Source organism: Paraburkholderia kirstenboschensis (assembly GCF_032806925.1).
Lineage (GTDB): Bacteria > Pseudomonadota > Gammaproteobacteria > Burkholderiales > Burkholderiaceae > Paraburkholderia > Paraburkholderia kirstenboschensis.
Window position 1 is genome coordinate 1978738 of record NZ_CP136512.1, and the last position, 23983, is coordinate 2002720.

Below are 23983 nucleotides of genomic sequence, written 5' to 3' on the forward strand. Positions count from 1 at the left end.
GCATACGTCTTACGAAATTCACGCAACCCGCAAAAGGATGATGCAATGAAGCTCACCGATTTCAAGGTCCTGACGTTCGATGTCGTCGGCACGCTGATCAACTTCGAACAGGGCGTGCTCGCGTCCGTGCGGCGCCTTGGCGGCGCGGCGGCGAAAGATCTCACCGACGATCAGATCTTCGAGCCGTATATGCGCGGACGCGCGAAGTATCCGGGTCGTTCGAGCCACGAGATGGCGAACGTGTATCTGTATCTTGCCGGCGAGCTCGGCCTGCCCGATGACGCGCAATCCGCCGCGGCCTTTCAGCGCGACGTGCTGGAGTGGCCAGCATTCGAAGACTCGGTCGCGGCCCTGAAGCGCCTGCGCAAACACTATCGCCTCGTGGCGATGACCAACGCCGACCGTGTCGCGTTGTCGGCCTACGCACATACCCTGGGTGACCCTTTCGACGACACCGTTTGCTGTGACGAAACGGGCGTCGCGAAACCGGACCCGCAGTTCTTTGCCTATAACCGTGGGCGTCAGGCCGCATTCGGCTTCAAGTTCAACGAGATCCTGCACGCCGCGCAGAGCCAGTATCACGACATCGGTATCGCGACGAAGCTTGGTTACTCGACGTGCTGGATCGAGCGCCGGCAGGGCATGAAGGGTTTCGGCGCGACGCCGGTGCCCGAAGCTGTCACCGTGCCCACGTTCAGGTTTGCAACGCTCGGCGCGCTCGCCGACGCCGTCGAAGCCGAAGCGCGCGCCGCTTAAGCCATGCTCGCGCCCGCCCTCCACAACGCCTCGCAGCGGCCGCAGCCCGATTCGCTATGGCGGGCGATGGCCGCCCGCTCATCGCAACGGCAGGCGCCCGTGAGCATGGGCGCGCCGCTCGCGCGTGATCTGACGGTGGACGTGGCCGTGATCGGCGCGGGTTATTCGGGCTTGTCGGCCGCATACGCGCTGCAAAAGCGCGGCGTCGATTGCGCAGTGTTCGATGCGAACCCGGTCGGTTGGGGCGCGAGTGGGCGCAACGGCGGGGTGGTGTCGTCGAAGTTCCGCTTGTCGTTTCCGCAGATCGACAAGCTGCACGGACTCGATACCGCGAAGCGCATGCACCGGCTCGCGCACGATGGCGTGCGAGTGGTCGAATCGTTCATCGACGAGTTCAAGCTCGAACGTGCGCGGTTCGAGCATACGGGCAGCCTGCGTTGCGCGCACACCGAGCGCGCGTTCGCCGCGATCTGCGCGGAGGCCGACTGGGTGCGCACGCAATTGGGCGACACGTCGATGACAGTGCAGTCGAGCGAAGAAGTGACGAGCGAGACGGGATCGAGGGAATTTGTCGGCGGCGTATTGAGCGCCGATGCAGGCACGATCCTGCCGCTCGAATATGTGTACGGTCTCGCGAGAGGTCTCACCGCGCGCGGCGTGCCGATTTACGAAGCCACGCCGGTTGTCGAAATGACGCGTTCGCAAAGCGGGCCCGCGGGTGTCGTGCTGCGAACGCCGGGCGGCACGGTGCGCGCGGGGCAAGTGATCGTCGCGACTAACGCGTATTCCGATCTCACGTCCGCGACCGCTGCCTATCAGCGCGAACTCGTGCCGTTTCGCAGCGCGATGATCGCGACCGAACGCCTGCCCGCGGAACTCGATAGTCGGCTCATGACGCAGCGCCGCAGCTATACGGAAACGCGCCGAATGATGAAGTGGTTTCGCAAGGTCGACGGCCGTATGCTGTTCGGCGGACGCGACGCATTCGGCAAGGAAGGTCAGGCGACCGGCTTCGACGCGTTGCAACGCGCGATGGTCGCGCTGTTTCCGGATCTCGCGGGTCTGCGTATCGAATATCAGTGGTCCGGCTATGTCGGCATGACGTTCAACGCGTTGCCGCATGTTGGCCGCAGCGACGACGCCACGACCTTTTGTCTGGGGTATAACGGAGCGGGCGTCGCAATGGCGAGCCTGCTTGGCCAGCATGCCGCGGCGCTCGCACTCGGCGAGACACCCGAGCTTGCGTTGCTCGGCCAGCAAGGCTTGCGGCCCGTGCCGTTCCATTCGCTGCGCGCGCCGGGCGTTCGCGTCGTTGCCGCGTGGTATCAGTTTCTCGACGCCGTGGGTGCATGATGACGACAGCCAAACGGATTCTCCAGGAACCCGCCTTGATGCAAACAACCGCGATGGACCCGTCGGTGCGCCACCAGCAACGCGAAGACCGCGCGATGCTGCTGTTGCTCGCGCCCGCGTTGTTCGTCGTGGTCGTGCTGCTGGTGGTGCCGCTCGCGTGGCTGTCGTGGCAGTCCATCTGGCATGACGGCGGCTTCACGCTCGTCAACTACCAGCGCATTTTCACGGGCACCTATCTCGACACGTTCCTTATGACGTTCAAGCTCAGCGTGATCGTGACGGGCGTGACGTTGCTGCTGGGCTATCCGGTTGCGTATTTTGCGGCGTCGGTATCGCCGCGATGGAGTGCGCTGATACTCGGCATGGTGATCCTGCCGTTCTGGACCAGTGTGCTCGTGCGTACCTATGCGTGGCTCGTGCTGCTGCAGCGCACCGGCCTCATCAACAAGGCGCTGCTCGCGACGGGTCTTGTCGATCGTCCAGTGCAACTTGCTTATAACCAGTTCGGCACCATTCTCGCGATGGTGCACATTCTGTTGCCCTTCATGGTGCTGCCGCTCTATTCGGCGATGCAGAAAATCCCAGCTAATCTCTCGCAGGCCGGCGCCAGTCTCGGCGGCTCGCCGCTGCACGTGTTCTGGCGCGTGTTCCTGCCGCTGTCGATGAGCGGCGTCGTGGCAGGCGTCACGCTCGTATTCGTACTGTGCCTCGGTTTCTACATCACGCCCGAACTGATGGGCGGGGGCAAGTCCATCATGGTGTCGATGGTGGTGAGCCGCAACGTCGAGATTTATAACAGCTGGGGCGCCGCGAGCGCGGTCAGTGTCGCGCTGCTGCTCTGCGTGTTCGCGATCTTCTATGCCGCGAGCCGCGTGATTCCACTTGAAAAGACCCTGGGCGCGAAATGAACAAGATCCCGTTCGGCAGAGTCGTGCTCGGCGCGCTCGTCGTGCTGATTCTCGTGTTTCTGATGCTGCCGGTGCTGATCGTCGTGCCGCTGTCGTTCTCGGACACGCGCTTCATGACGTTCCCGCCGCCCGCCTATTCGTTGCGCTGGTATCACGCGTTCTTCGACAACCCGGCGTGGATCGACGCGGCTCGCACGACGCTCGTGGCGTCCGTTTGCGCAGCGGTGCTCGCGACGCCGCTCGGCATCGCCGCGGCCTACGCGATCCAGCACGGCACGCACTGGTCGATGCGCTATCTGCGCACGCTGCTAATGTTGCCGCTAATGGTGCCGATCATCATCGTCGCGGTGGGCGTGTTCTTCGTATTCACGCAAGCGGGTTATGTGAACACGCTGGGCGGCCTGATCGTCGCCGATACGATGCTCGGCCTGCCCTATGTGCTGATTTCCGTGGGCGCCGATTTACGCACTTTCGACCGCACGCAGGAGATGGTCGCGCGCAGCCTCGGCATGAATCGCCTACGCAGCTTTCTCGCGGTGACGCTGCCGCAGATCAAGGCGAGCGTGATTTCGGGTGCGGTGTTCGTCTTCATTCAGGCGCTCGACGAAACGGTGGTCGCACTGTTCATCTCGGGCGGCACGAACCAGACGCTCACGCGCCGCATGTTCGTCACGCTGCGCGACGAGATCGATCCCACCATCGCCGCGATCAGTACGATGCTGACCGCGTTGACCTTGTGCCTCGTGATGATCGTCGTCGTGAGCCGCCGTTCTTCGGCGGCGCGAGCCTGATCTCTTTGAATGCTCTCTATGGGAAGCGGATGTCGAACGCACTGAAGTTTTATGTCGACGGCGCCTGGGTCGCGCCGTTGGGCACCGCACGTCTGCCCGTGGTCGATCCCTGCACCGAAGAAGCCTTCGCGGAAGTCGCGCTAGGCAATGCGGACGATGTGGAGCGCGCCGTGGCCGCCGCGAAACGCGCGTTCGAGTCTTTCTCGCTGACCGGGCCCGCAGAACGGATCGCGCTGGTCCGCCGGATACTCGACGCCTATGTGGCGCGCTACGACGAAATGGCCGACATCATCTCGCGCGAGATCGGCGCGCCAAAAGCGCTTTCGCATGCATGGCAGGCCGCGCTCGGCAAGTGTCACCTCGAAGAACTGCTCGGAACCTGCGAGACGTTCGCGTGGCAGCGCAAGAAAGGCACGACGCTCGTCAATCATGAGCCGGTCGGCGTGGTCGCGTTGATCACGCCGTGGAACTGGCCAATCAATCAGATCGTCTGCAAGGTCGCGCCCGCGATTGCGGCAGGCTGCACGATGGTGCTCAAGCCGAGCGAGGTGTCGCCGCTCAACGCCGTGCTGTTTGCCGAGATTCTCGACGCGGCCGGCGTGCCGCCCGGTGTGTTCAATCTCGTCAATGGCGACGGCCCGACTGTGGGTGCCGCGCTGTGCAGCCATCCGGACGTCGACATGGTGTCGTTTACAGGATCGACGCGCGCGGGCGTCGAGATCGCAAAGCTCGCCGCGCCGACCGTCAAGCGGGTGCATCAGGAACTGGGCGGCAAGTCGGCGAACATTCTTCTCGACGACGTCGACCTGGAAGCGGCTGTGACGTCGGGCGTGAACTCGTGCTTCAGCAACAGCGGCCAGTCGTGCAACGCGCCGACGCGCATGCTCGTGCCGGCGGCGCGGCACGAAGAGGCCGTGCGCATTGCACAGCGCGCGGCCGCTGCGCATCGCGTGGGTCCTGCGGGCGATGAAACGACGACGATGGGCCCCGTCGTCAGCGTCCTGCAATATGCTCGCGTGCAATGGCTGATTGAAAAGGGCATCGAGGAAGGCGCGCAACTGGCGGCGGGCGGCCCTGGACGGCCCGACGGTTTGACGCGCGGCTACTACGTGCGGCCCACGGTGTTCGCGAACGTCGACCCGTCGATGACGATTGCGCGCGAGGAGATCTTCGGCCCCGTGCTCGCGATCATTCCGTATCGCGACGACGAAGATGCCGTCGCGATTGCCAACGATACGCCGTTCGGCCTCGCCGCCTACGTGCAGTCCGCGGACCTGGCGCGCGCCCGGCGTGTTGCGTTCCGTCTGCGCGCGGGCAGCGTCTATATGAATTATCCGTCGTGGGACGCAGGCTCGCCGTTCGGCGGCTACAAGCAGTCAGGCAACGGCCGCGAATACGGCGAGTGGGGCCTCGAGGCGTTTCTCGAAGTGAAGGGTATCGTCGGCTACGGCGATTAGGAGGCACTTGAACGGCCGCGCAGCAGGTCGGCAATGCGTTCGGCGATCATGATGGTCGGCACGTTCGTATTGGCGCAGGGAATAGACGGCATCAACGACGCATCGCACACGTGCAGCCCTTCGACGCCGTAGACCGCACCGTGCGCATCGGTGACTGCGAGCGGGTCATCGGCGGCGCCCATGCGGCAGGTCCCCGAAGGATGCCACGTGCCGCCCACAGAGCGCGTGATGAACTGCGTGAGCGCGGTATCGTCGGCGAGCAATTCGTTCAGCGTCACCCCTTGCGTCACGACGCGCCGCACGAGCGACGCCCGCAACGGGCCGGCGATATCCAGCAGCAAGCTCAGCGCGCCGCGCTGCAACGCGTTCCATGCGCCGGGCACTGCAACGGCTGCCACGCGCGGCGAATAGCTCGACGGAAACACCGTGCCGCGATGCGCGGCCATTGGGGGCGCGGCGAGAGTCCGTGCGCCTAAACGCAGCGCGAGCTTCAGCCGTTCGAGATCGCGCGAATCGGACAGCATTGCGAAGTCGACCTGGGGTTCATCGAACGCGCTCGACGATTTCAGTTTCAGACGTCCACGCGAATACGATTTGTTGACCCAGAAAAACATCGTGCCGAGACGGTAGCCGACAGAATGCCAGCCCGAGCGGGACAGTATTGCGCCGTGCATGTCGCCCGGCACGGTGCCGGGCAAGCCCGACGAAAAGCGCACGATTGCCTGTTCGTGATGCTCGTCGCGAAAGGGCGTGCGCGCCGCGCGAGGCAGATAGGCGGACACCGCGATAGACGGATGCTCCATCAGATTGCGGCCCACGCCTTCGCGATGTGCGAGTACGTCGATGCCGAGCGCGGCAAGTTCTTCGGCGGGACCGATGCCGCTTCTGAGTAACAGCGCCGGCGAGTGAATAGCACCCGAGCAGACGATCACGCAACGGGCCGGCATGTCGCGATGCGTACCGTCGGGCCGGATCATGCGTGCGCCGACTGCGCGCCTCCCGTCGAACACGATGCGCTCCGCTATTTCATCGGTGCAGATCGTGAGGTTGGGCCGAGCGCGCACGGCTTCGTTCAGATAGCAAACGGATGTGGGTATGCGTTCGCCGCTCGCGCTTACTGCAATCGACCCGATGAAGGTGCCGTCTTCCCACCGGCCGTTCTGATCGGCGCGCAGCGGATAGTCATGCTTCAACGTATCGAGCACGCCTTTCACGAACGGCGAGATGCGCGCCCAGCCAGTGCGCCGGATGCGCAGCGGGCCGTTCGCGCCGTGCAGGGCGCTGATACTGACGTCGCTGGAATTGCCGAAATCGGAATCTGTTTCGAGCTTGCGAAAGTACGGTAGACACGCTTGCCAGTTCCAGCCTTGCGCGCCGAGTGCTTGCCATTCGTCGTAGTCGGCGGGCGCGCCGCGGTTGGCCATCAACGCGTTGATCGCGGAGCCGCCGCCGAGCAGACGCGCCTGTTCATAGCGGCGCAATGCTGCAGGCGCGCTCATGCGCGCTTTCAACTGCTGCCAGATGTTCGTGCTGTCGAGATATGCGCGACCGGGATAGCGGCTGCGAATGTCGGCTGGCATTGACGCCTGCGAGATGTCGCGACCCGCTTCGACGAGGCACACGGTCTTGCCGGTGTCTTCGGAAAGACGCGCGGCGAGCACGCAGCCCGCCGATCCGCCGCCAAGAATCAGATAGTCGATCACGTTGGATAGATAAGGACCGTGTGGCTCGTGGCTGTGAATGCGATGAACGCAATGAGCGCCGCAAGAAACAAAACGCCCGCGATGAACCGTGTTCCCGCGGGCGCTTCAATCGCATGGCGAGCGGTGCGGCCGTTATTGCATGAACTTCAGCCAGCGCGCTTTAGCCTGGATGCCTGCATCGGACGCCCACCAATCTTCAGACATCAATGCCTGTTTTGCGGCGTTCTCAGGCGAGCTTGGCAGTTCGCTTGCGCGCTTGGCCGTGATCTTGCCGGTCTTGAACGCTGCGGGATTGCCTGGTCCGTAGTCGATGTAAAGCGGCAGGTTGGCCTGCAACTCGGGCGACATTGCGGCGTTGAGGAAGCGCATTGCGTCGGTCAGATTCGGCGCATTCTTCAGCACGCACAACTGCGTGTTTTGCAGAATGCCGTCGTTGAACGTGAAATCGACATCGGGGTTGTCCTTGCGCACCGCGCTCGCGCGGCCGTTCCAGATCATCGTCATGTCCACCTCGCCGTCATGCAGCAATTGCGCGGACTGGCCACCGGACGTCCACCACACGGTGATGTCGGGCTTGATCTGTTGCAGCTTCCTGAATGCGCGGTCGACGTCGAGCGGATACAGCTTGTCGCGCGGCACGCCGTCGGCGAGCAATGCGGCTTCCAGTACCGTTTGCGGATCGTTGCGCAGGGCTCGCGTGCCGGGGAACGCTTTCACGTTCCAGAAGTCGGCCCAGCTTTGCGGCGCTTTTTTCAGCGTTTTCTTGTTGTAGCCGATCACAGTCGAATAGAACTCATACGCGACCGAGTACGGCGTGCGGTACTTGTCCGGCATTGCGGCAGCATTGGGAATCTTCGAGAAGTCGAGCTTTTCGAGCAGCCCCTCGCGGCCTCCGCGCAGACAGTTGGAGGTGGGCGTGTCCACCACGTCCCAGATCGGCTTGCCGGTAGCGGCCTGGGCCTTGATCTGCGGCCACGCGTCGGGAATGCTGTCCTGATTGATGGTGATGCCCAGTTCCTTCGCAGCGGGGTCGAGGATCGCCTTTGTCTGGGCCTCCTGATAAGTGCCGCCTTGCGACACAAAGGTGATTTTTCCTGCGGCGAGAGCAGGCGCCATGCTCACGGCGCTCAACACAAGAGTCATGGCAAACGGGCGCAACCTTGGCATGCTGATCACGACTTCTCCTCGATACGGTTGAAGCGAAAGACATCATCCAGGTCGGCGCGAATGCGCCTGCGGCTTGCGGCCGAAGGGGCAAATAGCGCGGGCTTGAATGGAAATATAGTGAGTCAATTTGACCGGAGCAACGCCGCAATTGTTGGAGCGGGCATGACATGGCGTTATGTCTGACAGCGTATGCCGCGACGCGTGGCCGTCGCAGGGTTGGGTCGCTTGGGTCGCTTCAGTCGGCCTGGCTGCTTTCGCTGCGCTTGTCTATTCGCGACATCACATTTGCGACGATCCTGTCGCAGCGAGCCCCGGCGAACCCGAAGAGTTCGCTCCCTGCGAGGTCGATGTCTCGCGCCAGTGATTCGCGCAGCAGGCTTTTCGCGCGGAAATGCCGGCTACGCACGGTGGCTTCGGCAATGTCGAGGCATTGCGCGGTTTCCTCGACGCTCAGCTCTTCCACTGAACGCAGGACGAACACCGTGCGGAAGGATTCCGGCAGCTCGTCGAGCTTGCGCTCGATCAGCGCACGCATTTCCGCGCGCGCCGTTGCGCTGTCGGGGGATTCGGAGTCGGACGGATGCATGGCTTCGATATCGATGTCGGCAGTGTTCGAACTGACTATCGGGAAGACATTTTCGCGGCGCGCATGACGGCGCAGCCGGCCGTAGCATTCGTTGAGCACGAGGCGCGAAAGCCAGGTCGACAACGCCGAGTCACCGCGAAATTGACCCAGCGAACGATACGCGCGGAGGTACGCGTCCTGCAGGGCGTCTTCGGCTTCAGCGTCGTCGCGCAGCGTGGCGCGCGCGAGCCGGTACAGCCGTCGATTATGGCGGCGCATCAGCAACTCGAATGCTGGCCGATCTCCTGCGACGATGCGCCGTACGATCGCGAGATCGTCGTCGGCGCCGGACATCGACGGCACATTTGCTGTGTCGGTCATGGCGAGCGGGCTCTCATCGAACGGTCAGTGCACCATGCATCGTCGGATGAAACGTGCATCCGTAGGGAAAACTGCCTGCCTTGCCCGGCTCGTACGACCATGAGGTGTTCGCGGCAATGCTGCGCGAATCGAATGCACGAGTCTCTGCGGTCGCGGTATGAGGAAAGATGTCCTTGTTGATCCATACAACGCGGTCTCCTCGCTTCACGCTCAAAGTTGGCGGATTGAATTGCATGTTCTCGATCGCGACCACGTATGTCTTCGGTGCCGCAATCGCGTTTGCCGGAAGCGATGCCAGCAACGCACAAGCGAGCGCCGTACTTCTAAGCACCGCGTTGCCGGGCGCACGCCGCCGCTTAACCACTGCTTTTCTCCAGCGACGCCTGCACATGCTTCGCATGTTCCAGATGCGCGACGAAGGCGGGCCGGACCTTTACGAGCAGCGCTTTCAGCTCTTCGTTCTTCGCACTCGGAATCAGCGTTTTATCGAGCGCATCGAGCACGTTTTCATGGTAGGTCACTTCATGATCGATGTACGCGCGGTCGAAGGCTGAGCCTTTCAGCTTTTTCAGGGCCGCGAGGTTTGCATCGCCGCCTTGCTTCAGGCTTTGGCTCGTGCCGTTCTCCTCGGGCGTCACATTCAGTTTGTGCACGAGATCGCCGGCTGATTTGTTCACCGCGCTGTGATCGGTGACCATCTGTTGCGCGAATGCCTTGACGTCGCTCGACTTCGAGCGCGACTCGGCGAGCTTGCCGGCGTCGATATCGACCTGATTGGCCGTGACGACGATCGCCGCGATCTGCGGATCGGTCGGACCGGCGCTTTGAGCCCAGCTAGCGAGACTGACGAGCGCCAGCGCGCCTAGCCAGTGCGGATGGATCAGTTTCATGGGGATTCTCCCGTTCAACCAACATTTCGTTGCATACGACGTTGGATGTCACGACGGAGAATCCTGTTCCCAGATGAGCGTATGCCTTCAGTGGCCGTGCCGCTCGCCGACTGCGACCGGCGTCTGCTTCGATTGCCGGCTCAGCATCAGCGTGACGACAGCGGACAGAGCCAGCGTCGCGCCGACCACATACAGCCCCGCCGAGTAGCCGCCCGTCACGTTCTTGAGCCAGCCGATCGCGAACGGACCGACGAAACCGCCGAGATTGCCGATCGAGTTGATCATTGCTATCCCCGCAGCCGCGCCGGCGCCCGACAGGAACATGCTCGGCATTGCCCACAGTGGCGCCTTCGCCGCGCTGATGCCGACGTTCACGATGACGAGGGCGAGCACGATCATCAGTGCTGTCGCGGCGTTCCCTGCAAACACAAAGCCAAGGCAGGCCAGCACGCACGGAATGACGACGTGCCAGGTGCGCTCTTCGGTACGGTCCGAATGCTTCGCCCACAGGATCATTGCGACCACGGCGCCAATGCTGGGGATGCCGGCGAGCAGGCCCGTTTCGAACGAGCCGAAGCCATACTGCTTGATGATCAGCGGCGCCCACAAGCCGAGCGTGTACAAACCCGCCGAGGTGCCGAAGTAGATCAGCGCCAGAGCGAGAACGCGTGGATCGCGCAGCGCGCTCAACGCACCGGCCGTGTGGCCCGCGTGCGACTGGCGTGCGTCGGCTTCCGTCTTCAGTTTCGCGATCAGCCAGTCGCGTTCTTCAGGCTCGAGCCAGTGCGCCTTCGACGGCGTATCGGTCAGGTACTTCAGCACGAAGAAGCCGAGGACGACGGCGGGCAGCGCTTCGATGATGTAGAGCATCTGCCAGTCCGCGAAACCGGCTATCGATGGAAGCTTCATGATCGCGCCGGAAATTGGCGAGCCGATGGCGGTGGAAATCGGTGCCGCGGCCATGAACCATGCGGCTGCGACGGCGCGCTGACGTGTCGGAAACCACAAGCTCAGATACAGGATGATGCCGGGAAAGAACCCCGCTTCCGCCACGCCCAGCAGAAAGCGCAGCGCATAGAAGCTGTTGGGCCCGACGACGAATGCGGACGCCAGCGAGACGATGCCCCAGGACACCATGACGCGCGCAATCCAGCGGCGCGCGCCGACCTTGTGAAGAATCAGGTTCGACGGAACCTCGAACAGGAAGTAGCCGATGAAGAAGAGGCCGCCGCCGAGTCCGAATGCGGTCGGTGAAAGACCGATGGCCTTGTTCATGGTCAGCGCGGCGAAACCCACGTTGACGCGGTCCAGAAAACTCACGAAGTACAGCAGCATTACAAACGGGATGATCCGCAGCATCAGCTTGCGGGACACCCGGCTTTCGAGGTCGGTCATCATTGTCTCCTCCTTTGGAGGCGTGAGCTGTGCTCGCTTGCGAACGCAGCGCAGTGCGGCGCGCGCCGCAGCCGTCGGATGCGGCTGTTGGGCGGCTGTTGTGAGGCTCGTGTTGCGGCGCGCGCTACGAGGCGCGAACTGTTGTCGCGTGATCCAGGCTTACGCGGCGTCCCCCAAGGGGACTTCCTTCGGGACGTTGGCAGCGGGCGCTGCTGCCTGCTCGATGAACGCGCAGACGGCAGCGGTTACCTGCGCGGTAGTCGCCGTGCCGCCGAGATCGCCGGTATGCAGCGACTTGTCGGCGGTCACGGCTTCCACTGCCCGCATCACGCGGTTTGCGGCATCGAATTCGCCGAGGTGTTCCAGCAGCATCACGACCGACCAGAAGGTGCCGACCGGATTGGCGAGACCCTTGCCCATGATGTCGAACGCGGAGCCGTGGATTGGCTCGAACATCGACGGAAAGCGGCGTTCCGGGTCGATGTTGCCGGTCGGCGCAATGCCGAGGCTGCCGGCGAGCGCGGCGGCGAGATCGCTGAGAATGTCCGCATGCAGATTAGTGGCGACGATCGTGTCGAGGCTCGCCGGACGGTTGATCATGCGGGCGGTCGACGCATCCACCAGTTCCTTGTCCCATGTGACGTCGGGGAATTCCTTCGAGACCTGTAGCGCGATCTCGTCCCACATCACCATTGCGTGACGTTGCGCGTTGCTTTTCGTAATCACCGTCAGCAGTTTGCGCGGACGCGACTGCGCGAGGCGGAACGCGAAACGCATGATGCGCTCGACGCCGGCGCGCGTCATGATCGACACGTCGGTGGCGGCTTCGATCGGATGGCCCTGGTGAACGCGGCCGCCCACGCCGGAATATTCGCCTTCCGAGTTCTCGCGCACGATTACCCAGTTCAGGTCTTCGGGCCTGCAACGTTTCAACGGTGCGTCGATGCCGGGCAGGATTCGCGTCGGGCGCACGTTTGCGTACTGGTCGAAGCCCTGGCAGATCTTCAGACGAAGTCCCCACAGCGTGATGTGATCGGGAATGTCCGGGTCGCCCGCCGAGCCGAACAGGATCGCGTCCTTGCCGCGAATCGCGTCGAGTCCGTCGGCCGGCATCATCACGCCATGCTTGCGGTGATAGTCGCCGCCCCAGTCGAAGTTCTCGAATTCGAACGCGAACGACTTCGTGGTTCTAGCTAGCGCTTCGAGCACTTGCGCGCCCGCCGGCACGACTTCCTTGCCGATGCCGTCGCCGGGAATCGTTGCGATGCGATAGGTTTGCATGTCTCCGGTCCTTCATATGTTGTGGATGTGAGTGACTCTATCGATATCTGGACGCAAAAACCGGTGCTAGACTCAAAGCATCTTTAACTTTCATTCACAAGTGAAGCTGATGCGCGACACCGTCCAGCCAGCGGATTTGAGCTTTTTCTCTACGCTTGCCGCGTCCGGCAGCCTGAGTGCGGCGGCGCGTGAGCTCGGGCTGACCGCGGCGGCCGTGAGCAAGCGGCTCACGCAGATGGAGAGCCGCGCCGGCGTGGCGCTCGTCAATCGCACCACTCGCCGGATGATGCTCACACCCGAAGGCGAGCTGTATTTGCAGCATGCGCGCAGGATTCTCGACGAGATCGACGAACTCGCGGAATTGCTAGGTTCCGCGAAGAAGAGTCCGAAAGGGCTGCTGCGCGTGAATGCGACGCTCGGGTTCGGGCGCAGCCATGTGGCGCCCGCTATTTCGCGTTTTGTCGCGGCGTATCCGCAGGTGTCGGTGCAGCTTCAGTTGTCGGTCACGCCGCCGCCGCTCACGGACGATACGTTCGACGTATGTATCCGTTTTGGCGAGCCGCCCGATACGCGGGTGGTCGCACGGCGCCTTGCAGGCAACCGGCGTTTGCTGTGCGCGGCGCCTTCGTATATCGCATTGCACGGCATGCCGATGACGCCGCACGATCTGACGCGGCACAACTGCATCGGCATTCGTCAGGGCGATGAAGCGTATGGCGTGTGGCGCCTGACTTCGGGCAAGGGTGCGTCGCGCAAGACGGAGGCGGTGCGGATCAAGGGCACGCTGACCACCAACGATGGCGAGATCGCGGTGAAGTGGGCGCTCGAAGGGCACGGCATTCTGCTGCGCGCGGAGTGGGACATCAAACAGTATCTGGCCGATGGCTCGCTCGTTGTGGTGCTGCCCGATCACGAGACGCCGAACGCGGATATCTTTGCCGTGTACTCGCAACGGCATCAGATGTCGAACCGTATTCGCGCGTTTGTCGACTTCATTGCCCACGACTTGCAGGACGGAGCGGTTGGTTGACGAGGCTTCGACTATATTGATTCCATGAGTACCTACCGGATGGAGGTGCAGCATGAGTGTGCAGCTAAACCATACTATCGTCTGGTGCCGGGACAAGCAGGCATCAACCCAGTTTCTGAGGAACATTCTGGGCCTTCCGGCTCCGATTCCGTTCGGGGAAATGCTGGTCGTGCAAATGGCCAATGACGTGTCGCTTGATTTCTATGAAAGCGATGATCCGATCGCCATGCAGCACTACGCGTTTCTGATCAGCGAAGAAGAATTCGAGCGGGCGTTCGCGCATATTCGCGAGCGTGGGATCGAATATTGGGCCGACCCCGGCAAACGACGCGCTGGAGAAACGTACTCGCACAACGGTGGCCGCGGGCTTTATTTCGACGACCTCGATGGTCACTTTCTCGAGTTGATGACGCGGCCTTACAAGGTTGGCGGATAGGTTCTCTCGTAGCGTGGGTTAGATCGGCGACTGTTCTTTCACTGCATCGGCATTGCCGGCATTGACTGCATTGACTGCATTGCCGGTTGCCTGTCGACGGACGCGTTCTGCTGCGCCGCATGCATCGCGGCCACTTTTCGTTCTGCTTCCTGAATGTCAGCCGGATAGTTGGGATCGTCGCCGAGAGACGGGTTATATCCGACGGCTTCGAGTTCTTCGAGTTCATGCATGACTTCAGCGCGCGTGAGTTGATGCGAACCCGGCGAGGGCGCTGCTTGTGCGTGCGCCCATGTCGATGTGATCATCAGCGCGGTGCTCGCCACCATTATGATGAATGAGCGCGATGCTGCGCGGTCTGCATAAGTGTGTTTCATGACAGTGCTCCTGGTTGAATGAGAGCATCGACCGAACCCGGTTTGAGTCCGTGTTGACGTGCTCTGCATCGGTTAACCGGTGGAGTGGGTAAGTTATTCCCGGCGGGGAATGCGCACTAACTCAACCATGCTTAAGCAAGCGTTAACCTCTTGCGTTTAAATTGGCACGTCTATACAGCTACCAGGAAAGGAGTGACTGATGAAAGACCGCGCCATGAACTTCGCTGACGAGGCCGTCAGCAAAGTGCCGCAAGTGACGTTGGGCTTCTGGGTAATCAAGGTCGCAGCCACCACGCTGGGTGAAACGGGCGGAGACTGGGTGTCGATGTCGCTGAACCTCGGTTACCTGATTGGCTCGGCGATCTTCCTCGTATTCTTCGTCGCGCTCGTTTCCTCGCAGATCAAGGCGCGCGACTTCCATCCGTTCCTGTATTGGGCGACCATCATCGCAACCACGACGCTTGGCACGACAATGGCCGACTTCGCGGATAGATCGCTCGGTATCGGTTATCCCGGAGGCGTCGCGTTAGTCGTCGCATTGCTAGCGGCGAGCCTGGCAGCCTGGTATCGCTCGCAAGGCACGGTGTCAGTCGAAAGTATCGTCACGGCTAAAGCCGAATGGTTCTACTGGGTCACCATTCTGTTCTCGCAAACGCTCGGTACCGCGCTCGGAGACTGGGTCGCAGGCGAAGATCGCGGCGGTCTCGGTGTCGGCTACGAATATGGAGCAATGATTTTCGGCGCAGGCTTGCTCGTGGTAGCCGCCCTGTATTTCTGGTCGCGCGTGTCGCACACGGCGCTTTTCTGGGCAGCGTTCATTCTGACGCGTCCCCTCGGCGCGACGCTTGGGGATCTGCTCGACAAGCCCGTTGCGGAGGGCGGGCTGCACGTTAGCCGCTTATACGCGTCCGGGATTCTGCTTGTGTTTATCGTCGCCTGTATCGTGCTTCTGCCGCAGCGCCCCGCGAGACGCGCACCCGCTGTTTAACGATGCATCGATGCGAGGCGAACTGGGACGCGCTATGGCCATTTACTCCGATGGCAGCAAGCGCTACTCAACCTCGCTTTCGTCCGTGTCGGCAATTTGAGCATTCTGCTCATGACTCATGGCAGCACTCGCGAGCTTCGTTGCGTTTGCCGGTGTCCGCTCCTTGCGCTCGCTGTACCGGTCGGTCAGATAATCCGAACGGTCGCGTACGAGCAGCGTGAACTTGAAAAGCTCTTCCATCACATCGACGACCCGATCGTAGTACGAGGACGGCTTCATCCGTCCGTTCTCGTCGAACTCCTGAAATGCCTTGGCGACCGAACTCTGGTTCGGGATCGTCACCATGCGCATCCAGCGGCCCAGTACGCGCAGCGCGTTGACTGCATTGAACGACTGCGAGCCGCCGGACACTTGCATGACTGCCAGCGTGCGCCCTTGCGTGGGGCGGATGCTGCCGGAATCGAGCGGCAACCAGTCGATCTGATTCTTGAAAACCCCGGTGAGCGCGCCATGACGCTCCGGGCTGCACCACACCTGCCCCTCGGACCACACCGATAGTGCGCGCAGTTCCGCTACCTTCGGGTGGTCCGGCGGGACGCTATCGGCAAGCGGAAGGCCGTGCGGATCGAACACCTTCGTCTCGGCGCCGAACTGCTGAAGGATCCGCTCTGCTTCCAGCGTAAGCAACCTGCTGTACGACGTTGGCCTGAGTGAGCCGTACAGAAGAAGAATGCGCGGCGGGTGTTGCGATACCGCGCGTGGTTCGAGCTTCGTGAGATCGGGTATGTCGAGATGAAGCGCGCTGATGTTCGGTAGATCGGTCTGCATTGGCTGTGGCGATTAAAGGGTGATGGCACGCGAAAGGAGCGCGGCGCTCGACGGACACAACCCGCCAGCCTGACGTGTGGCCAGGATCGTTGCCGGGGCCGCGTCGCGGCTGACCGGCTTGAAGCCGGACTTCTCGAAGAACGACGATTCATTCGTTGTGAGCAGCCACCCGGTGCGGGCGCCCACATCGAAGGCTTCGCGCAGTAGAACGGCGAGCAGGTTACGGCCGATGCCTTTGCCCCGATGCTCGGGCGCAACGACAAGTGACCGGATCAGCACATTGCGTCCGGATTGCTCGAAACCACCATAGCCAAGATGGCGACCTGCCAGCGTGGAGAAAGTGAAGAACGAGCGGCCAGATTCGCTCAGGTCGCTGGTGGGAAGTTTGGCATCGCGCAGTGCCTGCACGAGTTCAGCGTTGTCACCTGCGATGCGGCGAGCCACGATAAAAGGCGCACCTTCTTCCTTGAGGACCTCGCGCTCGGGGATATTTGCAAGGACGCCGGTCACTACATCGGAAGGGCGACACAGGCGTGTGCCGCGCGGCGTCACGACTATCGGCCGGTTGATCAGTATCGGATGGGCGAGCATTGCCCCGATCAGTTGAGCGTCGCTCAGCGCCGGATCGTCGAGTCCGAGTTCCTTGTACGGAGTGCCTTTCGTGCGCAGCACGTCCCGGACCGCCATTCCGCTGTCGGCTATCAGGCGCTCGAGCGTTGCGCGATCGGGAGGATTTTGCAGATACTCGATCACGAGCGGGTGCTCGCCGGCTTCGCGCAGAAGCGCGAGCACGTTGCGTGACGTGCCGCAGTCGGGGTTGTGATACATGGTCACGCGCATCGTTTGTCCTCAATGTATTCGGGTTTCATACCAATGCTGCGAGCGGTTCACGACGCCGACGACCAGCAGCATGACCGGCACTTCGATGAGTACACCGACTACGGTGGCGAGTGCCGCGCCCGACTGGAACCCAAACAGGCTGATGGCAGTTGCCACTGCCAGTTCGAAGAAGTTGCTTGCACCGATCAGGCTCGACGGACCAGCCACGCAGTGCGCGACACCGAGCTTGCGGTTGAGGAGATAGGCAAGACCCGAGTTCAGGAACACCTGGATCAGGATCGGTACGGCCAGCATCGCGATCACCAGCGGCTCGCTGACAATGGCCTGCCCTTGGAACGCGAATAACAACACGAGAGTTGCGAGCAGCGCGCAGATCGAATATGGGCCTAGTCGAGCGATCATGTGTTGGAAGCGCGCTTCGCCATGCCGAAGCAGCCGGCGACGCACGGTCTGTGCAATTACGATTGGGATGACGATGTAAAGCCCCACTGAAGTGATAAGCGTGTCCCAAGGCACCGTGATCGCGGACAGGCCGAGCAACAGTGCAACGATCGGTGCAAAAGCGACGATCATGATGGCGTCGTTCAGTGCGACCTGCGAGAGCGTGAAGTAAGCGTCACCCTTGCAAAGCTGCGACCAGACAAACACCATCGCCGTACACGGCGCGGCGGCAAGCAGGATCAGTCCTGCGATGTAGCTGTCCAGCAGGCCCGACGGCAACCATGCGGCAAAGACATGGCGTACGAAGATCCAGCCGAGCAGCGCCATTGAGAATGGCTTCACAAGCCAGTTGACGAACAGCGTGACACCGATGCCGCGCCAGTGCCCCTTCACCTGCGCCATCGCACCGAAGTCGATCTTGACGAGCATCGGCACGATCATGACCCAGACCAGCACGCCGACGGGAACGTTGACCTTTGCCATTTCCATGCGAGCAATCGCCTGGAACACCGACGGTAGCCAGTGCCCGAGCCCGATGCCTGTAATGATGCAAAGCGCGACCCACACCGTCAGATACCGTTCAAAGGAACCGATACGAGCCGCCGGTGAATTCCCTGCTGTTTGCTCCAGACTGCTCACGGGTGACTCCGGAACGGGATGGTGGAGGCTGCTGAGGCGCAACATGTGGCCGCATCTGGTGGCGAATCGCTTCGCGACTGCCCATAAGTCGGTGCCGCCTCCAGCGTGCAGAACGTTTCCCGAGCTACGCCCTGTGGATCGACGGTCCAGGACTTGTTCGACTTCGCATGGCAGCAGGTCGTTGCCGTCTGGTCCATCACCGGCAACCCGGCGCTCGCAAAACGCTTGCGCATCTCTGCAAGTTCCTCGTCAGTCGCCACCTGAATACCGAGGTGATCGATTCCAGGCTGTATGCCGCGCTGAGAGATAGCAAAGTTCACCGTCGGATCGCTCAATTCCCACTTGCGATAGTCGTACTTCGAGACTGTCGGCTCCGCGCCCCCAAACATGTTGGTGTAGAAGCGGGTGCTCGCTTCGAGGTCCTCGACAGCGATGTGGATGTGCATGCGTTTCATGTCGTCGCTCCTCTACATTGCGGCGCGGCTCCAACTCCGCAGCCTGCCCCCGCACAACAGTTCTCGGTGAGAAAACCGACGAGTCCGCTCATCGCGTCAAAGTTGGCCGAGTAATAGATGAAGCGCCCTTCCTGCTGACCTGTAACGAGCCCGGCGTGCGAAAGGTCCTTCAGATGGAATGACAGGCTCGATGGTGACAGTCCGACCTGTTGCGCGATCTCACCCGCGGCCATGCCCTCGGGACCGGCGACAACCAGCGCACGGAAGATGGCGAGTCGCGATTCATGAGCCAGCGCGCCGAGCGCGCGTACAACGAGGTTCGAGTCCATGACGGCATCATAAAGCCGTCGATTCGATATTTCAAGTGTTCTTGAAATGATGGGCGTACGGACGCCGGTGAACGAATCGATATCGGGTCGTTCTGTGCTGCGAAGATGGCAGGCGAAAGCAGTAAGACGCCAGCGGCGCCGGCGTCTTACTAAACGGGAATAGCAGCGTAATGTCCAGCTGCAGCACCGAGCAGTCGACTCCGCTCCAACTTGCGGAGACGGTTCAAAAGCAGCGGCGTTTCAACATTCGGAGCCGGCGAGGCACTAACGCCTGCGCCGGCACGAATCCGCTTTAGAACTTGTGACGCACGCCCACGCGGAATGCCAACTGGTTGTCCGCGCCCGTGCCCGACGTGCTGAAGTAGCTCGTGCTCGAACCGATCTGCGCTTGCAGATCCTGCGTGCCGTTGCGGCCCGCTGCGATCTGATAGATGCCGAGCGCATACACGTCGGTACGCTTGCTCAACGCATAGTCGACGCTCAGATCGACCTGGTTCCAGTGACCGCGATTCGCGTTGCTCAGGTGCATGTACGTGTAGCCCGCGCCTGCCGTCAGTGCCGGCGTGAATGCGTACTTCGCGCCCGCTTCATACGCGGCGAAAGTCGTTGCACCGCCCGTGACCGGCTCGAGGCGCGTGTTCGTGTACAACGCCCACAGCGTCCCTGCGGCGATCGTGTAACGGCCGCCCACGCCGAACGTGCGCAGATCGCGGATGTTGCCCGTCGTCACGTTTGCAATGGTCGTCGAGAATGCCGGCGTTGCCTGGCTCGGGTAGCGGATATCCGTGTATGCCGCGCCCACGCCGAACGGACCGTTCGCGTAGTTCAGGCCGAAGCTGTAAGCACGCGACGAACCCGCGACCGGTGCTGCGGCCGTGCCCGTTGCGGGCGCGCCTGCGAATGCGCCTGCCTGGTTCGAGAAGCCATACATCGCGCCGAAGGTCAGGCCCGAGAAGTTCGCGCTGCTGAACTTGACGGAGTTGTTGATACGGCTCGACGTCAACTGGTCGACGTCGTTGATGTGGTAAGCGTAGTTGCCCGCGACCGTTTGACCGCCGGTCGAGTAGTTGCCGCCGAGATAGTCGGTCGAGAACGAGTACTGGCGGCCGAACGTCAACGAGCCGACATTGTTCTGCGACAGACCGACGTACGCCTGACGGCCGAACATCGCGCCGCCCTGGCCGAGCGTGCCGTTACCGCTGTTGAAGCCGTTTTCCAGCACGAACAGCGCCTTCAGGCCGCCACCCAGATCTTCGGTACCGCGCAGGCCCCAACGGCTGCCTTGCGCCACGCCGTCGTCGTACTTGAAGAGATTGTCGTGACCGGTGGCGGTCTTCGAGTTGTTCACATAGCTGATACCGGCATCGATCACGCCATACAGCGTGACGCTGCTTTGTGCGTGGGCGGCGCTGGCGAAGACTGTGAGGGTAGCGGCGGTCAATAATTTTTTGTTCAAAACGTTCTCCGATTAAAAATTAAGCGATCGCAATGCGGTGCTCTTTGGCAAGGTCGTGCGACGGGCTGAAATTTAAGGGAACGCTGAGTAAGGTATGTGACAGGCGCATTGATTTTGAAATCTGTCGCGCGCAAGCGACAGTCAATAGCCATTTCGCGCGAAGGCACGAGGCACAAGCCGATGCATTACCGATTCATTAGCGTCGCAATACCGCGTACCGAGTGCATCGCGTGCATAAGCTTTTTCTTGGCTGCTCATATAAGCGTGTGAAAAACGATTGGTTTCAGGCCGCCGCCGCTGCATGCGACGATGCGCGCCTATCAATCAAACCGCTTATGGGGAAACGCATGCAACGCCGCAATATCATCAAAAATCTGCTCGCGCTGGCCGGTGTCGCCGCTCTTTCGCTCACGGCAACGTTTGCGCATGCGGACGACAAGCAGCTTAAGGTCGGCACGATGAGCGGCCCCGATGCACAAATCTGGACGGTCGTGACGAAAGTCGCGGCGCGCGAGGGGCTCAACGTTAAAGTGATCGAGTTCAACGACTACGTGCAGCCGAATGCTGCACTAGACGCCGGAGATCTCGACGCTAACGGTTTTCAACACCAGCCGTTTCTCGATAGCCAGATCAAACAGCGCGGCTACAGGATCGCTAATGTCGGCCTGACGTATGTGTCGCCAATGGGCTTTTATTCGAAGGAGCTCAAGTCGCTGAAGGACTTGCCTGAAGGGGCAAAGGTGGGCATTCAGAACGATCCGTCCAATGGCAACCGGGCGTTGCTCCTGCTTCAGAAGTACGGCGTCATCAAGCTGAAGCTAGCGTCGGCACGAACGGCGTCAATGCGACGCCGCTCGACGTCGCTGAGAATCCTAAGAAAATCAGGCTGGTGGAACTCGACGCCGCGCAATTGCCGCGCGCGCTCGACGACCTCGACGCGGCGTCGATCAATACCGACTATGCAGTGAAGGCGGGCTTGCAGCCCACCAAAGACGCGATTGCGATCGAAGACCTGAAGGGACCTTACGCCAACCTTATCGCCGTGCGCGAGAAAGACCGCAACCAGCCTTGGGTGAAGAAACTGGTCGCGGCTTACGAGTCAGATGAAGTGCGCAAGTACATCGACACGCAGTTCAAAGGCGCGATCATTCCGGCGTTTTAAAGGGCTTTTCCGTATCGCGTGGCTGGCTGGCGATCGCTAGAGCGAGAGCAGGAGCAGGAGCGATAACAAGTGAGGGCGCCTTCGCGGGCGCCCTCACCTTACCGTCCAAAGCCCGCACAAATCAGTTGCTCAACAGCGAGCCGCTTCGAAACGCGGTCGCGCCGGCAATGCGCGCGAATTCGAGGCCGGCCGTGGCGAAGCGCGTCAGATGACGCGCATACAGCACGCCGGCAACGTTGCTTTTCAGCGTGACGACGCGGTCCGTCAACGGATCGACGATGTCCGCGATTTCATGGCCCACGTCGACCCACGTGCCCACCTCGCAGCGATACACCAGCACGCCGCTGATCGGCGCGACAATCGGCTCCGCGCCGGCGAGCGGCGTGGCTGCGAATTCGAGCGGCGGCAGCGGCGCGGCCGTGCCTTCAACCACGCCACGCGAGGTCAGATATTCGACGATCGCCTGCGCGTCGTGCTCCGCATACTCGTAAGACACTTCTCGCTGCCCGCGCAATTCGATCGTGACCGAAATCGAGCCGTTGGGAATCGGAAAACGTTCGCCGAAACGGCCACGCAAATCCGACCAGCAGAAGCTGTGAATTTCGTCGAACGGATTGCCCACCGAATTGAGCGCAAGCAGCGATGCCTTTGCGTCGAGATAACGCGCAAGCGGCTCGACTTCAGGCCACAGGTCCGGGTTAGTGTACAGGTGCATGGCGGCTTCCCAGTCGCAATGCAGATCGAGCACTACGTCGGCGTCGTATGAAAGCTTTTGCAGCGCGAGACGTTGCGATTCGAGCTCGGTGGCCGGCGTTTGCGCCTCGAGCGCCTCGCGCATCGCGGTGCGGATCGCCGTGCGATTGGCGTCGATGTTATCCGTGAGGCGCTCTTCGATCACCGGCGCGACCAGTGCCGACAGATTGTGGAAATTGCGGTTGAAATTCTGCGCGGTGTTGGTTTCGAAGCGTCCGGTCAGATGACCGAGAAAGTGCTGGTTCAGGCCGATGGGATTGGCCACCGGCACGATGACGACTTCGCCGCGCAGCTTGCCGGCCGCTTCGAGCGCCGCAAGCTTGCGGCGAAGTTCCCACGAGACGAGCATGCCCGGCAATTCGTCGGCATGCAGCGACGACTGGATATAGATCTTCTGCCCGCCGCCGGGACCGTAATGGAAACTCGTCAGGTTGCGGGCGGTACCGAGCGTCGGGGCAATCAGCGGATGGGATTGGGTTTGCATGGTTGTCGAATTCGCGGGAAAGTGCGGCGCGCCGCTATCTCGTTGATTTAAGGGGAAAAGCCTGGATGACGCCAGTCGTTCACAACAGCCCGGCGTCATATCGATCGCACGATCTTAGCCGATACGGCGCGGCGCGTGGTTGTGCCGGCTACAAAACGAAACGGGCCCCGCGCATGGCGGAGCCCGTTCCGGCGAGCCGTTCAGCGCGCCGCTAGACGCGCGTGGCGGCTGTGGCTGACATAAGCCGGCGTATTAGCTGCCGTACACGTCGAAGTCGAAGTACTTCTTCTCGAGCTTCTTGTACGTGCCGTCCTTGATGATGTCGGCGATCGCCTTGTCGACCTTCGCCTTCAGATCCGTATCTTCCTTGCGCATGCCGATGCCCGCGCCGTTGCCGAGAATCTTCGGATCGTCGAGGTTCTTGCCGACGAAGTCGAAGCCGGCGCCGCGCGGCGTCTTCAGGAAGCCGATCTCAGCTTGCACTGCATCTTGCAGCGCTGCGTCCAGACGGCCCGACAGCAAGTCGGCATACACCTGGTCCTGGTTCTGATACGGCACGACCTTCGCACCCTTCGCTTCCCAGTACGTCTTCGCGTAGGTTTCCTGGATCGTGCCCTGTTCGACGCCGACCGTCTTGCCCTTCAGCGATTCAGCCGTCGGCAGGATGCCCGAACCCTTCTTCGCGACGAGGCGCGTCGGCGTATTGAACAGCTTCGACGAGAAGGCGACCTGTTCGGCGCGTTGCGGCGTCATGGACATCGACGACAGCACGCCGTCGAACTTCTTCGCCTTCAGGGCCGGAATCATGCCGTCGAAGTCGTTTTCGACCCACACACATTTGGCCTTCAGGCGCGCGCAGATTTCATTGCCGAGGTCGATGTCGAAGCCAACGAGCTTGCCGTCGGAGCCTTTGGACTCGAACGGGGGATAGCTGGCATCGACGCCAAAACGGATGGTGGACCAATCTTTAGCGTGTGCGCCAATCGAGACGGTGGCAAGCAGAGCAACCGTCAAAGCCGCTAGCAGTTTTTTCACTGTTTTACTCCTCGGTGTAGTTCAAATACTCCCGCACGCGGTTGTGCCGCTGCGGGAAACCCGGCGCGACTCACGACCGGGCCTGG

General features: G+C 61.8%; 24 protein-coding genes and 1 pseudogene. 9 read left to right on the forward strand and 16 right to left on the reverse strand.

Annotated features, from left to right (window positions below; genetic code table 11):
• Window positions 1-45 precede the first annotated feature (45 nt).
• From RW095_RS17755 to RW095_RS17775, 5 genes are read left to right on the forward strand one after another with little or no spacing between them, the layout of a single operon-like run.
• Window positions 46-756 carry an HAD-IA family hydrolase gene (locus tag RW095_RS17755; RefSeq protein ID WP_317017271.1) on the forward strand — a complete coding sequence of 237 codons (711 nt, stop codon included), beginning with the start codon at window positions 46-48 and terminating at the stop codon, window positions 754-756.
• A gap of 3 nt (window positions 757-759) precedes the next feature.
• Complete coding sequence (locus tag RW095_RS17760) at window positions 760-2109, forward strand: NAD(P)/FAD-dependent oxidoreductase (RefSeq protein WP_317017273.1); 1350 nt, start codon at window positions 760-762, stop codon at window positions 2107-2109.
• Window positions 2106-3017, forward strand: a complete 912-nt coding sequence (locus RW095_RS17765; protein ID WP_317017275.1) for an ABC transporter permease — start codon at window positions 2106-2108, stop codon at window positions 3015-3017. Before RW095_RS17760 ends, RW095_RS17765 begins: the two co-directional genes overlap by 4 nt.
• Window positions 3014-3808, forward strand: coding sequence for an ABC transporter permease (locus RW095_RS17770; RefSeq protein WP_317017276.1), 795 nt, complete (start codon window positions 3014-3016; stop codon window positions 3806-3808). The genes RW095_RS17765 and RW095_RS17770 overlap by 4 nt, the downstream gene beginning before the upstream one ends.
• Window positions 3809-3837: 29 nt before the next feature.
• Window positions 3838-5265 (forward strand): aldehyde dehydrogenase family protein, encoded by a 1428-nt coding sequence (locus tag RW095_RS17775; protein ID WP_317017278.1) that lies wholly within the window; start codon window positions 3838-3840, stop codon window positions 5263-5265.
• On the opposite strand, the gene RW095_RS17780 is transcribed toward RW095_RS17775, so the two are convergent.
• The 7 genes from RW095_RS17780 to RW095_RS17810 all read right to left on the reverse strand — a co-directional run bounded on the left by RW095_RS17780 (window position 5262) and on the right by RW095_RS17810 (window position 12647).
• Window positions 5262-6968: a GMC family oxidoreductase gene (locus RW095_RS17780; RefSeq protein ID WP_317017279.1), complete on the reverse strand. Its 1707-nt coding sequence runs from the start codon at window positions 6966-6968 to the stop codon at window positions 5262-5264. The genes RW095_RS17775 and RW095_RS17780 overlap by 4 nt on opposite strands.
• A 132-nt stretch (window positions 6969-7100) precedes the next feature.
• On the reverse strand, window positions 7101-8111 hold the full coding sequence (locus RW095_RS17785; RefSeq protein ID WP_394365155.1) for an ABC transporter substrate-binding protein: 1011 nt from the start codon (window positions 8109-8111) through the stop codon (window positions 7101-7103).
• 259 nt (window positions 8112-8370) lie between these two features.
• Complete coding sequence (locus tag RW095_RS17790; RefSeq protein ID WP_317017282.1) at window positions 8371-9081, reverse strand: RNA polymerase sigma factor; 711 nt, start codon at window positions 9079-9081, stop codon at window positions 8371-8373.
• Between the two features lie 13 nt (window positions 9082-9094).
• Complete coding sequence (locus tag RW095_RS17795; RefSeq protein WP_394365092.1) at window positions 9095-9445, reverse strand: cupredoxin domain-containing protein; 351 nt, start codon at window positions 9443-9445, stop codon at window positions 9095-9097.
• Entirely contained in the window at window positions 9438-9971 is a 534-nt protein-coding gene (locus RW095_RS17800; RefSeq protein WP_317017284.1) for a DUF4142 domain-containing protein, read from the reverse strand. Before RW095_RS17800 ends, RW095_RS17795 begins: the two co-directional genes overlap by 8 nt.
• An 87-nt stretch (window positions 9972-10058) precedes the next feature.
• Window positions 10059-11369: an MFS transporter gene (locus RW095_RS17805; protein WP_317017285.1), complete on the reverse strand. Its 1311-nt coding sequence runs from the start codon at window positions 11367-11369 to the stop codon at window positions 10059-10061.
• Between the two features lie 156 nt (window positions 11370-11525).
• Window positions 11526-12647, reverse strand: a complete 1122-nt coding sequence (locus tag RW095_RS17810) for a tartrate dehydrogenase (protein WP_317017286.1) — start codon at window positions 12645-12647, stop codon at window positions 11526-11528.
• A gap of 109 nt (window positions 12648-12756) precedes the next feature.
• Between RW095_RS17810 and RW095_RS17815 the strand changes: the two genes are divergently transcribed.
• Entirely contained in the window at window positions 12757-13677 is a 921-nt protein-coding gene (locus RW095_RS17815) for a LysR substrate-binding domain-containing protein (RefSeq protein ID WP_317017287.1), read from the forward strand.
• 52 nt (window positions 13678-13729) lie between these two features.
• A complete protein-coding gene (locus RW095_RS17820) occupies window positions 13730-14113 on the forward strand; it encodes a VOC family protein (RefSeq protein WP_317017289.1) in 384 nt (127 codons plus the stop codon).
• A 38-nt stretch (window positions 14114-14151) separates the two neighbouring features.
• Here the strand turns inward: RW095_RS17820 and RW095_RS17825 are convergent, their stop codons facing one another.
• The gene (locus RW095_RS17825) at window positions 14152-14487 is read right to left on the reverse strand and encodes a DUF4148 domain-containing protein (protein ID WP_317017291.1); all 336 of its coding nucleotides are present in this window, start codon (window positions 14485-14487) and stop codon (window positions 14152-14154) included.
• A gap of 199 nt (window positions 14488-14686) precedes the next feature.
• On the opposite strand from RW095_RS17825, the gene RW095_RS17830 reads away from it, so the two are divergent.
• Entirely contained in the window at window positions 14687-15475 is a 789-nt protein-coding gene (locus RW095_RS17830) for a COG4705 family protein (RefSeq protein WP_317017292.1), read from the forward strand.
• A gap of 63 nt (window positions 15476-15538) precedes the next feature.
• Here the strand turns inward: RW095_RS17830 and arsH are convergent, their stop codons facing one another.
• From arsH to RW095_RS17860, 6 genes are all read right to left on the reverse strand, one after another.
• Window positions 15539-16303, reverse strand: coding sequence for an arsenical resistance protein ArsH (gene arsH / locus RW095_RS17835; protein WP_317017294.1), 765 nt, complete (start codon window positions 16301-16303; stop codon window positions 15539-15541).
• A gap of 12 nt (window positions 16304-16315) precedes the next feature.
• Window positions 16316-17143: an arsenic resistance N-acetyltransferase ArsN2 gene (gene arsN2, locus RW095_RS17840; protein ID WP_317017296.1), complete on the reverse strand. Its 828-nt coding sequence runs from the start codon at window positions 17141-17143 to the stop codon at window positions 16316-16318.
• 9 nt (window positions 17144-17152) lie between these two features.
• Window positions 17153-18223 carry an ACR3 family arsenite efflux transporter gene (arsB, locus tag RW095_RS17845; protein ID WP_317017297.1) on the reverse strand — a complete coding sequence of 357 codons (1071 nt, stop codon included), beginning with the start codon at window positions 18221-18223 and terminating at the stop codon, window positions 17153-17155.
• Window positions 18220-18678: a VOC family protein gene (locus RW095_RS17850; protein WP_317017299.1), complete on the reverse strand. Its 459-nt coding sequence runs from the start codon at window positions 18676-18678 to the stop codon at window positions 18220-18222. Before RW095_RS17850 ends, arsB begins: the two co-directional genes overlap by 4 nt.
• Window positions 18675-19007 (reverse strand): ArsR/SmtB family transcription factor, encoded by a 333-nt coding sequence (locus RW095_RS17855; protein ID WP_317017300.1) that lies wholly within the window; start codon window positions 19005-19007, stop codon window positions 18675-18677. The genes RW095_RS17850 and RW095_RS17855 overlap by 4 nt, the downstream gene beginning before the upstream one ends.
• Window positions 19008-19299: 292 nt before the next feature.
• Window positions 19300-20463 carry a porin gene (locus RW095_RS17860; protein WP_317017301.1) on the reverse strand — a complete coding sequence of 388 codons (1164 nt, stop codon included), beginning with the start codon at window positions 20461-20463 and terminating at the stop codon, window positions 19300-19302.
• Between the two features lie 347 nt (window positions 20464-20810).
• Between RW095_RS17860 and RW095_RS17865 the strand changes: the two are divergent.
• Window positions 20811-21625: pseudogene (locus RW095_RS17865) on the forward strand (MetQ/NlpA family ABC transporter substrate-binding protein).
• Between the two features lie 121 nt (window positions 21626-21746).
• Here RW095_RS17865 and RW095_RS17870 read toward each other — a convergent pair.
• Window positions 21747-22862, reverse strand: a complete 1116-nt coding sequence (locus tag RW095_RS17870; RefSeq protein WP_317017302.1) for a succinylglutamate desuccinylase/aspartoacylase family protein — start codon at window positions 22860-22862, stop codon at window positions 21747-21749.
• A 252-nt stretch (window positions 22863-23114) separates the two neighbouring features.
• Window positions 23115-23897, reverse strand: a complete 783-nt coding sequence (locus tag RW095_RS17875; RefSeq protein ID WP_317017303.1) for an ABC transporter substrate-binding protein — start codon at window positions 23895-23897, stop codon at window positions 23115-23117.
• Window positions 23898-23983: the final 86 nt, after the last annotated feature.